Raw genomic sequence first — 12,400 nt, 5'->3', positions numbered from 1 at the left:
CGAGATGACCGCCACCATCCACCGCCTCGACAACCGCACGCCGTCGCTCGAGCCCCTGCTCCAGCTCGTCGCCGGGGACATGAACGCCGTCAACACGGTGATCCTCGATCGCATGCAGTCGCAAATTCCGCTGATACCGGAACTTGCCGGCCATCTGATCGCCGGCGGCGGCAAACGGATGCGACCGATGCTGACGCTGAGCAGCGCGCGGCTGATCGGTTACACCGGCACGCGCCACCACCGGCTCGCCGCCTCGGTCGAATTCATCCACACCGCGACGTTGTTGCACGACGACGTGGTCGACGGCTCCGATCTGCGCCGCGGCAAGCGTACCGCCAACATCATCTGGGGCAATCCGGCGAGCGTGCTGGTCGGCGACTTCCTGTTCAGCCGCAGCTTCGAGCTGATGGTCGAGGACGGCAGCCTCAAGGTCCTGAAGATCCTGTCGAACGCCAGCGCGGTGATCGCCGAGGGCGAGGTCAACCAGCTCACCGCGGCGCGGCGCGTCGATCTGGGCGAGGATCGCTATCTCGACATCATCAACGCCAAGACCGCGGCGCTGTTCGCCGCGGCCTGCCGCATCGCCGCGGTGGTCGCCGAACGACCCGAAGGCGAGGAACTAGCGCTCGACGCTTATGGCCGCAATCTCGGCATCGCCTTCCAGCTCGTCGACGACGCGATCGATTACGTGTCGGACGCCGGAACGATGGGCAAGGACGCAGGCGACGACTTCCGCGAAGGCAAGATGACGCTGCCGGTGATCCTCGCTTATGCGCGCGGCGATGCCGACGACCGCAAGTTCTGGAAGGACGCGATCGAGGGCCGGCGCCAGTCGGACGAGGATTTCGCGCGGGCGATAGATCTGGTTCGCCGCACCCGCTCGGTCGACGATACGCTGGCGCGTGCCCGCCACTACGGCCAGCGCGCGATCGACGCGATCGGCAGCTTCGCCAACAGCAAGGCGAAGGACGCGATGATCGAAGCGGTCGAATTCGCGGTGGCACGGGCCTATTGAGGGGAGGGGCGCTCTCCCTTCCGTCACGCTGGACTTGCTCCGGCATCCACGGCTCCGCAGGAGCATAAGCCGTTCGTTTTGCGGTATATTGGCCCGGAACAGCTCCGGGGTGAGGGCGGCGCAAGGATTTTTGCAGAGGTTTTGCCGCCGCGGGGATGATGACGTCGGAGGCGTCTGTCACCCCCTCAGCACGCCGCGCACTCGCCGCCCATCTCCACCTGCAACGTCGCATGCCCGATCGCGAATCGCTCCCGCAGCATCGTGCGCGCCGCGACGAGGAAGCCGTCGCCCGGATGCCCCTCCGGCATCACCAGATGCGCGGTCAGCACCGGTTCGGTGGTCGACATCGGCCAGATGTGCAGATCGTGCACCCGCGCCACGCCGGGCAGCGCCTCCAGCGCCTCGGTCACTGCGTCATAGTCGATCGCGCGCGGCACCGCGGCGAGCGACATCTCGACCGTCTCGCGCAGCAGGCCCCAGGTCTGCCAGAAGATCAGCGCGGCGATGACGAGGCTGACCAGCGGATCGATCCAGCCGAACCCCGTCGCCCAGATCGCGATGCCGGCCGCGACCACGCCTGCCGAGACCAGGGCATCGCTCAGCATATGCAGATAGGCGCCGCGGATATTGATATCGCCCTTGCGCCCGCGCGCGAACAGCCACGCGGTGAAGGCGTTGATCGCAATGCCGATTCCCGCGACCAGCGAGACGGTGAGCCCGGTCACCGCCGGCGGATTGCCGAGCCGCTGCACCGCCTCGGTGACGATCGCGCCGAGCGCGACGAGCAGGAACACCGCATTGGCGAGCGCGGCGAGGATCGTCGATCCCTTCAGCCCGTAGGTGAAGCGCTTGGTCGGCGCGCTCCGCGCCAGCGCCGCGCCGCCCCAGGCGACGGCGAGGCCGAGCACGTCGGACAGATTGTGCCCGGCATCGGCGAGCAGCGCGACCGATCCGGTCCACAGGCCCGCGCCGCTTTCGGCGACGACATAGGCGATGTTGAGCGCGATGCCGATCGCGAAGGCGCGGTCGAACGATGCCGGCGCGTGGCTGTGGCCGTGGCCATGCCCGTGGCTGTGGCCCTTATGGTCGTGTCCGTGATGATGACCGTGCGAATGGTCGTGCGCATGTCCGCTCAATGATCGTGCCTCGCTGCCCGCGGCTGCTTACCATCGCGCGGGCAGGAGATACTAGGACGTGCGCGATCGCCATTCCGGCGTGACGCCGGGATCAGGCCTTGCCGAACAGCCCGCCGAGCATGCTGCCGAGGCCGCCCGAGCCATCGGCGCCTTCTGCCCCGCCGAGCAACGCGCCGAGGCGACCAAGCGCGCCTTCGCCGCCGAGATGCGCCAGGATCTGCTGCAGGACGTCCGGCGATAGACCGGTCGAGTCCGCCGCGCCCGCGACGGTGTCGCCGGGCTGGGTATGCGCCGCGCCGAGCGCCGCGATCGCCGCCGTCACCTGTTCGGGCGACAAGCCGATGCGTTCGGCGAGATTGGCGATTTCCGGATTGCCGGCCACTTGGCCGAGGATGCCGTCCAACAGACCCATAATCGTCTCCTTCATGCTTGCGTCCCGGCCTTAGCAGACGGCGGATGTCGCGTCGCGGTGCGATCCATGCCATGGCGGCGCGATCGTGACCGACCTGCCGATCCTCGCCGTCCTGCCCGATCTGCTTGCCGCGCTGCGGGCCGGCGCCAACGCCGTGCTGGTCGCGCCGCCCGGCGCGGGCAAGACGACGGCGGTGGCGTCCGCGCTGCTCGCCGAGCCGTGGTGCGACGGCGAGATCCTGCTGCTGTCGCCGCGCCGGCTCGCCGCGCGTGCCGCGGCGGAGCGGATGGCGGCGCTTGCCGGAGAGGCGGTCGGCGGCACCTATGGCTATGCGACGCGGATGGACAGCCGCCGCTCGGCGACGACGCGGGTGACCGTGGTGACCGAGGGCATCTTCGTCGCGCGCATCCAGGCCGATCCCGAACTCGCCGGCGTCGCCGCGGTGCTGTTCGACGAGGTGCACGAGCGCAGCCTCGACGGCGACTTCGGCCTCGCGCTCGCGCTCGATGCGCAGGCGGCGCTGCGCCCCGATCTGCGCATCGTCGCGATGTCGGCGACGCTCGACGGCGCGCGCTTCGCGGCGTTGCTCGGCGATGCGCCGGTGATCGAGAGCGAAGGGCGCAGCCATCCGCTCGCCCTCCGCCATCTCGGCCGCAGCGGCGACGCACGGATCGAGGACGTGATGGCCTCGGCGATCCGCCGCGCGCTCGCCGAGGCGGAGGGCGGGCTGCTCGCCTTCCTGCCCGGCGTCGCCGAGATCGAGCGCACCGCCGAGCGACTCGCCGACCTGCCCGACGCCATCGTCCTGCATCAGTTGCACGGCAGCCTCGATCCCGCCGCGCAGCGGGCCGCGATCCGGCCCGAACCCGACGGCCGGCGCAAGCTGGTGCTCGCCACCTCGATCGCCGAGACCAGCCTGACGCTCGACGGCATCCGCATCGTCGTCGATTCGGGGCTGGCCCGCCGGCCGCGTTACGACCGCGCGGCGGGGATGACCCGGCTCGTCACCGAGCGTGCCAGTCAGGCGGCGGTGACGCAGCGTGCCGGTCGCGCCGCGCGGCTCGGCCCCGGCGTCGCCTATCGTCTGTGGGAAGAGGCGGGGACGGGCGGCCTGCCGCGCTTCGATCCGCCGGAGATCCTGGAAGCCGACCTGTCGGGGCTGGTGCTCGCCGCGGCCTTGTGGGGCGTCAATGATCCGCGCGATCTCGCCTTCCTCGATCCGCCGCCCGCCGCTGCGGTGGCGGAGGCGCGCGAGCGGCTGACCGCGCTGGAGGCGATCGACGCCGATGGCCGCCCGACCGCGCATGGCCGCCGCATCGCCACGCTGCCGATGCCGCCACGGCTCGCGCATATGCTGCTGCGCGCCGGTGACATGGGGCAGGGGCGGATTGCCGCCGAGGTCGCGGTGCTGCTCAGCGAGCGCGGACTTGGCGGCAGCGACGCCGATCTCGAATCGCGACTGCGCCGCTGGCGGGGCGAGCGCGGCACCAAGGCGCAGGCGGCGCGCCAGCTCGCCACGCGCTGGGCGAAGCTGGTCGGCGGGGGCGAGGGCAGCGACGAGGCGATCGAGGTGCCGATCGCGCTTGCCTTTCCCGACCGGATTGCCCGCGCCCGCGACGCGAGCGGCGAACATTGGGCGTCGGCCGGCGGGCGCGGCTTCCGCCTCGATCCGACCAGCGCGCTGGCGCGGCACGCCTGGCTGGCGGTGGCGGAGACGCAGGGCGCCGCCTCGGGCGCGCGCATCCTCGCGGCGGCGCCGATCACGCTGGCGACGATCGAGCGATTGTTCGGCGCGCGGATCGAGACGCGGCGCACCGTCGACTTCGACCCCGCGACCGGCGGCGTGACGACGCTGCGCGAGCGACGGCTCGGCGCGCTGCGACTGTCGTCCGGACCCGATTCGCAGGCCGATCCCGCCGCGATCGCCGATGCGCTGCTCGACGGGGTGCGGACGCATGGGCTCGACCTGCTGCCGTGGCGCGAGAGCGGCGAGGCGCTCAAGGCGCGCGCGCGTTATGCCGGCATCGACATCGACGCGTTGCTCGTCGAGCGGCTCGACGAATGGCTGCCGCCGCTGCTCGCCGGGCGCCGGCGGCTCGACGCGATCCCGGGCGGCGCGCTGACCGATGCGCTGCGCGCGCTGATCGGCTGGGACGGGATGCGGCAGGTCGACCGGCTCGCCCCCGCCGATTTCACCAGCCCGGCGGGCAGCACGCACGCCATCGACTATGCGGCCGAGGGCGGGCCGAAGGTCGAGCTGCGCGTCCAGGCGCTGTTCGGTCTGGCCGAGCATCCGAGCATCGGGTCGCAGCGCGTGCCGCTGGTGCTCAGCCTGACCTCGCCCGCCGGCCGGCCGATCCAGACGACGCGCGATCTGCCCGGCTTCTGGGCGGGCAGCTGGAACGCCGTCGCCAAGGAGATGCGCGGTCGCTACCCCAAACATCCCTGGCCCGACGATCCCGCCGCGGCGGCGGCGACGCTGCGCACCAAAAAGGCGGATGCACGCAGCCTCGGGACACGCTAAGGAACCGCCATGCCTACCGCCCGTATCTTCCAGCGCCCCAAGAATGCGATGCAGTCCGGCAAAGCCCGGACGATGACGTGGAGCCTCGAATTCGAGCCCGCCGAACCCAAGCGTCCCGATCCGCTCACCGGCTGGGCCGGCAGCGGCGACACGCGCGAGCAGGTACGGCTGAGCTTCCCGACGCAGGAGGCGGCGATCGCCTATTGCGAGGCGCAGGGCTTCGACTACGAGCTGATCCCGGCGCCGGAGCGCAAGCTGAAGCTGCAGGCCTACGCGGACAATTTCCGGTAAGGTTGGGCGCGCAAGCCGGCGGATAACGGCCGCTCCCGTACTTCTGCGCAGGCAGGAGTCCAGGGTTCCAGGAACAAAGAGCCGTTGCTCTGCCTGCTCGGTGATCCCCGCTCTTGCGGAACCTCTGCAAACCTTCGCCGTCCTGCCGGACGTGGTCCGGCATCCGCGGTCCCGCACGAGCGTAGGCCGGATATTTCGCGGCTCGGTGGACCTCGGAACGCGTCCGGGATGACGACGCGTCTCCGGCCAACTCCGAGACTTCGCAAAGGTCTCGCCGGCATGGGTATCTCGGGTCGCTTGCCAGAACGACCTAGGCAGAGATCCCGCTTTCGGCCGTATTCATGAAGACTGGCGCCATGCGCGCCATCCCCGCGCTACCGCCCGATCACCTCATCCATCAGCCCGCTGCCGAGCAGCAGCAGCATCTTCGCGTCGATCGCGACGCCCTCGCGCCGTTTCGCCGCGACGAAACCGGCCACCGATTCCGGCGCGACCCGGTGGACGGTGATATTCTCCTGCGCATCGCCGCCGCCGTCACCGGTGCGGGTCAGTCCGGTCGCCAGCACCAAGGTGAAGCTTTCCGACGTCATCCCCGGCGACGAGTAGAATTCACCGCGTTCCTCGACGACGGCGGCGTGATAGCCGGTCTCCTCCTCGAGCTCGCGCCGGGCCGCGTCGGCGACGCTTTCGCCCGCGCTCTCGTCGCCGACCAGTCCGGCGGGCAGTTCGAGGCAAGTCCGCCCGAGCGGCACGCGATGCTGTTCGACGAGCAGCACTTGTCCGTCGCCGTCGATCGCGACGATCACCGCCGCGGCGATCGCGCCGACGCGCTCGGCATATTCCCAGGTCCCGGCCTTTTTGACCGAGAGATATTTGCCCGTCCAGACGGTGGAATCGGTGGTCATAGCTCGATCAATCGATCCGGCAGTTCGTTGGTGTCGTCGGCGCGCGGCGGGAATTGCTCGGCGAGGACGAGGCCGATCTGGCGCACCGCCTCGGCCATGCCGTCGCCGGGGCGGCCGTCACGGGTCGCCGCGATCAGTGCCGCCATCGCCGCGCCCCAGATGTCGGGCGCTACGCGCTTGTGAATGGAATGATCGGCGATGATCTCTGCGCGATGTTCGTCGAGCGAGAGGTAGACGAGTACGCCCGTCGCCTCGAGCGTGCGGGCCTCGGCGGCGGTGCGGAACAGCAACCGGGCACGCTCGTGCACGCGGCGGGCGGCGGTGCTGCCCGGCGTCAGCGCCAGCCGCAGCGGCATCCAGGCGAGCGCCAGCCGCACGACGAGGAAGGTGACGGCGAGCAGCACCAGCGCGACGGTGAACAGGCTCCCCGCGCTCGGCGCGCCCTCCCACGGGTCGGCAACCAGCCCGTGCAGCCACACCGCCGCGGTCGGGACCAGCGCGAGCAGCGCCAGCACGAGCAGCATGGCGAGCACCGCCCAGTGCAGGGCGACGTCATGATATTTGTCGCTGCGTCGCGCGACGATCGTGACGATCTCGCCGGCGGTGCTGCGCTCGGCCAGCGCTACGGCGGCGGCGACGCGCGCGCGATCATCGTCGGTCAGTTCCATCCTACCAACTCCCAGACGCGCCGCCGCCGCCGAAATCGCCGCCGCCGCCGCCGGTGAAGCCGCCGCCGCCCCAGCTGCCGTCGCCGTCGCCGCCTGATCCGCCGCCACCGCCGCTGCTCCAGCCACCGCCCTGCGACGAACGGCCGATCTCATTAGCGAGACCCCACAGCACGATCGGCAGCGCACTGCCGCCATCATGGTCATAGCGTCGGCCCCACGGGCCGGCACGTTTCCGGCCGCGCAACAGTGGCACCAGCACGAACAGCAGAATGATTCCCCAGATGATCACGCCGAACGGCACGCCGCCGCCGCTCTGGCTGGTGCGGCTACGCCGATGCGTGGCATCATATTGCTTGGCCGCGGCGTCGAGTCTCGACCGGGCCTCTTCGGGACTTGCCTGCATTTGACGCGCAAGCTCGTCGACGCCTGCGCTGATCGCTCCGGGAATGTCGCCGGCCCGAAGTTTGGGGATCATAGTCTGGTTGATGATGACACTGCTTAGAGCGTCGGTGATGATCGGCTCCATTCCTCGGCCGACTTCAACCCGCACGCCCCGTTGCCCGGCGGCGCCGTTCGGTGCCACGATCAGAATCGCACCATTGTTGACGTCGCGAAGACCAACCCCCCAATTCCGCCCCAGTCGATAGCCGTAATCCGCTATCGGATACCCCTGAAGGTCCGGGATCGTCGCGACCACCAATTGCCGGCGCGTCTGCTTCTGCAACGCCTCCAGCTTGGCGGTCAGCGCCGCTTCCCGATCGGGCGGCAGCACGTCGGCGGCGTCGACGACGAGGCCAGTGAACTTGGGGAAGGTCTGCGCCGCCGCCGGCGTGACGATCAGCCACGCCAGCAGCATCAGCAGCGCTGCCCGCCACAGCGTCGCGGTCCGGGCAAGGGGGGCGGGCACCCTCAGCTCGCATTCCCGAAGTTGACGGTGGGCGCGTTCTGGGCATCCGGCGCGGTCGCGGCGAACGGCGTCAGCGGCTTGGCTCCGTAGAAGATCTTCGCACCGACCGCATCGGGGAAGGTGCGGATGCGCGTGTTATAGGCCTGCACCGCATTGTTGTAATCCTGCCGCGCGATGGTGATGCGGTTCTCGGTACCTTCGAGCTGGCTCATCAGCGTGGTGTAATTGCCCTGCGACTTGAGCTCGGGATAGGCTTCCTGCAGCCGCTGCAACGACATCGTCACGTTGTTCTGCGCGCGCTCGAACTGCTGCACCTTGGCGGGATCGGTCAGCTGATCGCCCGACAGTTTGACCTGATTGGCGCTGGCGCGCGCCTGGGTCACCTGGACCAGGATATCCTTCTCCTGCGCGCCGGCCGCCTTGACCGTGGCGACGAGGTTCGGGATCAGATCGGCGCGGCGCTGATATTGGTTCTGGACATCGGCCCAGCGCGCCTTGGCGTTTTCCTCCGCCGTCGGCACCGAGTTGATGCCGCAGCCGGCCAGCGACACCGAGGCGGTGGCGGCCAGGGCGAAAGCGGCAACGGGTCGAAGCGACGACATGAACATCCTCCTCAAGTATCTGTGCTAGGCATATAGGACAGCGGACGGGCTTGGCGAAGGGGAAATCGCCGCCTAGTCTCGCTCCCTCTGGGATGGCTGACGAGGGACGCGGGATCATGCTCAAGGAGTTCAAGACGTTCATCGCGCGCGGCAACGTGCTCGATCTGGCGGTGGCGGTGATCATCGGCGCGGCGTTCGGCCGGATCGTCACCTCGCTGACCGAGGACGTGATCATGCCGGTGATCGGCAAGATTTTCGGTGGACTCGACTTTTCCGGATATTTCCTTCGCATGGGGCCGGTACCGGCGAATTACGCCGGATCGCTCAGCGACTATGCCGCGCTCAAGAAGGCGGGCGTGCCGCTGCTCGGCTATGGCGCGTTCATCACCCAGGCGGCGAATTTCCTGATCGTCGCCTTCATCATCTTCCTGATCGTCCGGGCGGTGAACCGGCTGATCCCCAAGCCTGCCGCGCCGGCGCCGGCCGAGCCCGCCGATGTCACGCTGCTGCGCGAAATCCGCGACGAGCTGAAGGCACGGCCGCGCGTCTGACGTGCGGTCAGGCCGCGACGAGGTGCTCGGCGGTCGCGTCGGCGAGGCTGGTGCCGTCGAGGATGCGTGCGGTTTCGTCACGGACGCGCATCATCGCATGGCGGATCGCGCAATCCGCCTCGCTGACGCAATCCTTGCACGGCCGATAGGCGGTGCGGCTGACGCAGGGGACGAGCGCGAGCGGCCCTTCGATGACGCGGATCACCTCGCCGAGCGAAATCAACTGCGCGGGACGGGACAGGACATAGCCGCCCATCTTGCCGCGCGTGCTGGTGAGCAGCCCGGCATCGCGCAGGTCGGCGAGGATCAGTTCGAGGAATTTGCGCGGGACGTTGGCGGCGATCGCGATCCGGCCCATCGGAATCGGCGGGCTCGCCACCGGCGCCTGGGCGAGGAACAGCATCGCGCGCAACGCGTAGCGGGAACGCTGGGTCAACATGATGCGCGCCCTATGGCGTGATAATGTGGCGAGTGAAAGGCGCGGATTGCGGCGGCGGCGCGTTGCACCTATATGACGATTGCCGGCTTCCAGCCGGCTATGGCGATAAACGGTGGCGTTGAATAGACGCAGCGGACCCGGGGGCAGTACCCGGCGGCTCCACCACCGCAGTTGAGCGATCAGCCGCGATGACGGGGCCGAACTAGGATCGACGTGTGTTGAAGGGCGCTGTCTTTCGCTCGGAATGGGACCACCGCAACGGCCCATTACACAAGTGCCAACGATAACGAAGCACTCGCGATTGCGGCGTAACTGAGGGCCTCACGGCCTAAGGTTACTCCAAAATAGCGCGGTTGGACCCCACCGGGCAACAGAAGGGGAATCCAGCGGTACGGGGAGCACCGGGCAACAGAAGCTCCCCACCCTATCTTCCCATCCTATCAGCCGTGCCGGGTGATCGCCTTTGTAGGCGATCCGCGACCTCATGGCGATTGCGCCGGCCATCCCGCGCGCGTCCGAGCCGGACGCCCTCTCGTGCAGCAGCATCACGGCCATATCCGATCGTCAGGCCGGCAAGGCGTCGCAGGTCGAGCCGAATCATCGCGGGGGAGGCCCTCGGGCTTCGGCAGGACATCGTAACGGAACCGTGCGCGGCGCGGCCGGTTCGACCCTGGTACGGCCTGAGCGCCGATCGGACACCGGGGGAATAAAGCATGGACAACCGCCAGCAACGGGCGCTCAGCCCCTGGTCCCTGCCGGCCGGGGGCTGGAAGGCGGTGCTCAAGCGCACCTGGGACGAAACCGGCCGCGACAATGTCGGATTGATCGCCGCGGGGGTCGCCTTCTACGGCTTCCTTGCGCTGGTGCCGCTGCTCGGCGTCACGGTGCTGAGCTATGGCCTGATCGCCGATACGCAGACGGTGATCGACGACGTCAACCGGCTCGCCGCGGTGATGCCGGCGGATGCCGCCCGGCTGGTCGGCGAGCAATTGCTCAGCGTCGTGCAATCCTCCGACGGCAAGAAGGGCTTCGGCCTGTTGATCGCGCTGGCGCTGGCACTGTTCGGCGCGCGCAATGGCGCGGGGGCGGTGATCACCGCGCTCAACATCGCTTATGAGGAGGAGGAGAAGCGCGGGCTGATCAAGGTCAATCTGCTCGCGCTCGGCATCACCGCCGCTTCGGTGGTGGTGGCGTTGGTCGCCGCACTGGCGATCGCCGCGCTCGCCAAGCTCGAGGCGCTGCTGCCCGGCGCGCCGGGCGTGGTGCTCGTCGGTGGCAAGCTCGCTTCCTATCTGCTGTTGCTGCTTGCCGGCTCGTCGGCGGCGGCGGCGCTCTACCGGTTCGGGCCGTCGCGGGCGCAGGCGCGCTGGCGCTGGCTGACTCCCGGGTCGCTGTTCAGCGCGGCGGGCTGGCTGCTGCTCAGCCTCGGCTTCGGCCTCTACGTCGCGAATTTTGGCAACTATAATGCGACCTACGGCTCGCTCAGCGCGGTCGTGGTGATGCTGACCTGGATGTATCTGTCCGCCTTCATTCTGATCGTCGGCGCCGAGCTCAACGCCGAATTCGAGCATCAGGTTGCCGCCGATACCACCACCGGCACGCCGCAGCCGCTCGGTACGCGTGGCTCCTGGGTCGCCGACCATGTCGCCGGTGACGGTGCCAAGCGGGGCGAACGCCACGAGGATGCGGCGGCGGCGGCACCCGTCAGCGCGGCGGAGGAGTTCGGCGCGAGCCGGGCGATGGCCCGCGCCGGGCAGGTCGCCGGCATCGGCAAGGCGGGGCTGGTGACCAGCGCGGCGGCGACGCTCGGCCTGCGCCTGATCCGCAAGCGCGGCCAGGCGCGCACCGGTATCGCCGTGCTCGGCGCCACCGCGTTCGCCGCCTGGCTCGGTCGCGAGCGAGCGTCGGGGAGCTAGTATCTTGCCCTCCAATCTGCTATAGATTCGCAATAGCAGATTGGAGGGCGGCTGATGCATGTGAGACCGGTCGATACGGGCGCAACTGGAGTCCGGGGCTGGAGTTGCGCGAAGGGCATCGTCTCGTCACCGGCGGCGTCTACGCGCTGTGGCGGCATCCGATGTACGTCAGCATCTGGCTGGCGGCCTTCTGCCAGCCGTTGCTGGTCCACAATCTCATCGCCGGGCTGCTCGTCGTTCCGGCCTTTGCCGCCATGTGGTGGCTGCGGGTGCCGCAGGAGGAGGCGATGATGCGTCACCAGTTCGGCGAGCATTATGCGCGCTACTGCGTGTGGGTCGGTCGGCTCTGGCCGAGGCTGGGGCAATGACGATGCCGCCCGCCGTCATCGCCCGCGCCGCGCGCTGCTGGCGCCGCACGCGCGACGAGCGTGGTCCGGTCCAGCAGCGGCTGCACGCGCTGCTCGCGCCGTTGGGCTATGACATGCTCGCACCGGTGATCGACAGCGTGATGACGCTGGGCGAGGCCTGTCTCGGCCGGCCGCTGTGCCGCGGCTGCCCGTTCGGCCCTGACGGCGACGAGGCCCTGCTGTGTCAGCTGATCGCCGATCCGGATCAGCTCGCACGCCTTGCGCCGTGCCGGGTAAAGGGCTGCCCGGCCGCGCGGCGGCTGTTCGCGGGAGCGCTCGCCTCGACATCGGTGATGATGGCGATGGCCTGATGGCCGCGCGGTCATCGGCCGCGCCAACTGTTCCGCAGCGTCCCTGGTGAGCCGCGCGATACACGCTGCCTGGACGGACAGGGCGATTGCCGGGTCGAACACCTGCCCGTCAGGCGTCACGGACGTGGATCGGGGCGTGGAGAGGGTGTTCGAAACCCCCTTCGGCAGCGCGGCGGGAGGTCTCTCGTGGTAGCATCCACCCCGTTCGATCGGTTCGATGGGCGCGGCGGATTGCCTATGTCGGATTCGAGGCTCGATCAGCGCCAGACGTCACGGCGCGATCGGCGACCGGACCGGGTTCGGAGCGGCGTCGATG

General features: G+C 69.4%; 14 protein-coding genes and 1 other RNA gene. 8 read left to right on the top strand and 7 right to left on the bottom strand.

The annotated features are described in order from the left end of the window. Positions 1-4 precede the first annotated feature (4 nt). Positions 5-1,015: a polyprenyl synthetase family protein gene (locus PBN85_RS13255; protein ID WP_037532676.1), complete on the top strand. Its 1,011-nt coding sequence runs from the start codon at positions 5-7 to the stop codon at positions 1,013-1,015. Positions 1,016-1,200: 185 nt separating this feature from the next. Here PBN85_RS13255 and PBN85_RS13250 read toward each other — a convergent pair whose 3' ends face one another. Together PBN85_RS13250 and PBN85_RS13245 are read right to left on the bottom strand one after the other, a co-directional pair. Further along, a complete protein-coding gene (locus tag PBN85_RS13250) occupies positions 1,201-2,151 on the bottom strand; it encodes a cation diffusion facilitator family transporter (RefSeq protein ID WP_271299287.1) in 951 nt (316 codons plus the stop codon). Positions 2,152-2,242: 91 nt separating this feature from the next. Further along, the gene (locus tag PBN85_RS13245) at positions 2,243-2,563 is read right to left on the bottom strand and encodes a hypothetical protein (protein ID WP_037532680.1); all 321 of its coding nucleotides are present in this window, start codon (positions 2,561-2,563) and stop codon (positions 2,243-2,245) included. An 85-nt stretch (positions 2,564-2,648) separates the two neighbouring features. Here PBN85_RS13245 and hrpB point away from each other — a divergent pair, with 85 nt between their 5' ends. Next, positions 2,649-5,087, top strand: a complete 2,439-nt coding sequence (gene hrpB / locus PBN85_RS13240) for an ATP-dependent helicase HrpB (protein WP_271299286.1) — start codon at positions 2,649-2,651, stop codon at positions 5,085-5,087. A 9-nt stretch (positions 5,088-5,096) separates the two neighbouring features. Then, the gene (locus tag PBN85_RS13235) at positions 5,097-5,378 is read left to right on the top strand and encodes an ETC complex I subunit (RefSeq protein ID WP_037532684.1); all 282 of its coding nucleotides are present in this window, start codon (positions 5,097-5,099) and stop codon (positions 5,376-5,378) included. A 374-nt stretch (positions 5,379-5,752) separates the two neighbouring features. On the opposite strand, the gene PBN85_RS13230 is transcribed toward PBN85_RS13235, so the two are convergent. From PBN85_RS13230 to PBN85_RS13215, 4 genes are read right to left on the bottom strand one after another with little or no spacing between them, the layout of a single operon-like run. Then, entirely contained in the window at positions 5,753-6,283 is a 531-nt protein-coding gene (locus tag PBN85_RS13230; RefSeq protein WP_271299285.1) for an NUDIX hydrolase, read from the bottom strand. Continuing rightward, a complete protein-coding gene (locus tag PBN85_RS13225) occupies positions 6,280-6,951 on the bottom strand; it encodes a TPM domain-containing protein (RefSeq protein ID WP_271299284.1) in 672 nt (223 codons plus the stop codon). Before PBN85_RS13225 ends, PBN85_RS13230 begins: the two co-directional genes overlap by 4 nt. A 1-nt stretch (position 6,952) precedes the next feature. Further along, complete coding sequence (locus PBN85_RS13220; RefSeq protein ID WP_271299283.1) at positions 6,953-7,807, bottom strand: TPM domain-containing protein; 855 nt, start codon at positions 7,805-7,807, stop codon at positions 6,953-6,955. Positions 7,808-7,860: 53 nt separating this feature from the next. After that, the gene (locus PBN85_RS13215; protein WP_271300896.1) at positions 7,861-8,466 is read right to left on the bottom strand and encodes a LemA family protein; all 606 of its coding nucleotides are present in this window, start codon (positions 8,464-8,466) and stop codon (positions 7,861-7,863) included. A gap of 110 nt (positions 8,467-8,576) precedes the next feature. On the opposite strand from PBN85_RS13215, the gene mscL reads away from it, so the two are divergent. After that, entirely contained in the window at positions 8,577-9,011 is a 435-nt protein-coding gene (mscL, locus tag PBN85_RS13210) for a large conductance mechanosensitive channel protein MscL (RefSeq protein WP_037532696.1), read from the top strand. A 7-nt stretch (positions 9,012-9,018) separates the two neighbouring features. Here mscL and PBN85_RS13205 read toward each other — a convergent pair whose 3' ends face one another. Then, the gene (locus tag PBN85_RS13205) at positions 9,019-9,450 is read right to left on the bottom strand and encodes an RrF2 family transcriptional regulator (protein ID WP_037532698.1); all 432 of its coding nucleotides are present in this window, start codon (positions 9,448-9,450) and stop codon (positions 9,019-9,021) included. Between the two features lie 42 nt (positions 9,451-9,492). Between PBN85_RS13205 and ssrA the strand changes: the two genes are divergently transcribed. The 4 genes from ssrA to PBN85_RS13185 all read left to right on the top strand — a co-directional run bounded on the left by ssrA (position 9,493) and on the right by PBN85_RS13185 (position 12,084). After that, positions 9,493-9,836: a transfer-messenger RNA gene (gene ssrA, locus PBN85_RS13200) on the top strand. 327 nt (positions 9,837-10,163) lie between these two features. Continuing rightward, positions 10,164-11,366 (top strand): YihY/virulence factor BrkB family protein, encoded by a 1,203-nt coding sequence (locus PBN85_RS13195; protein ID WP_271299282.1) that lies wholly within the window; start codon positions 10,164-10,166, stop codon positions 11,364-11,366. Next, on the top strand, positions 11,333-11,734 hold the full coding sequence (locus PBN85_RS13190; RefSeq protein WP_333781845.1) for an isoprenylcysteine carboxylmethyltransferase family protein: 402 nt from the start codon (positions 11,333-11,335) through the stop codon (positions 11,732-11,734). Before PBN85_RS13195 ends, PBN85_RS13190 begins: the two co-directional genes overlap by 34 nt. After that, positions 11,731-12,084: a hypothetical protein gene (locus PBN85_RS13185; RefSeq protein ID WP_152542165.1), complete on the top strand. Its 354-nt coding sequence runs from the start codon at positions 11,731-11,733 to the stop codon at positions 12,082-12,084. The genes PBN85_RS13190 and PBN85_RS13185 overlap by 4 nt, the downstream gene beginning before the upstream one ends. Positions 12,085-12,400: the final 316 nt, after the last annotated feature.

It is taken from the genome of Sphingomonas sp. CV7422, from assembly GCF_027945725.1.
Lineage (GTDB): Bacteria > Pseudomonadota > Alphaproteobacteria > Sphingomonadales > Sphingomonadaceae > Sphingomonas > Sphingomonas kyungheensis.
This window is presented reverse-complemented; position numbering and strand designations above follow the sequence as displayed.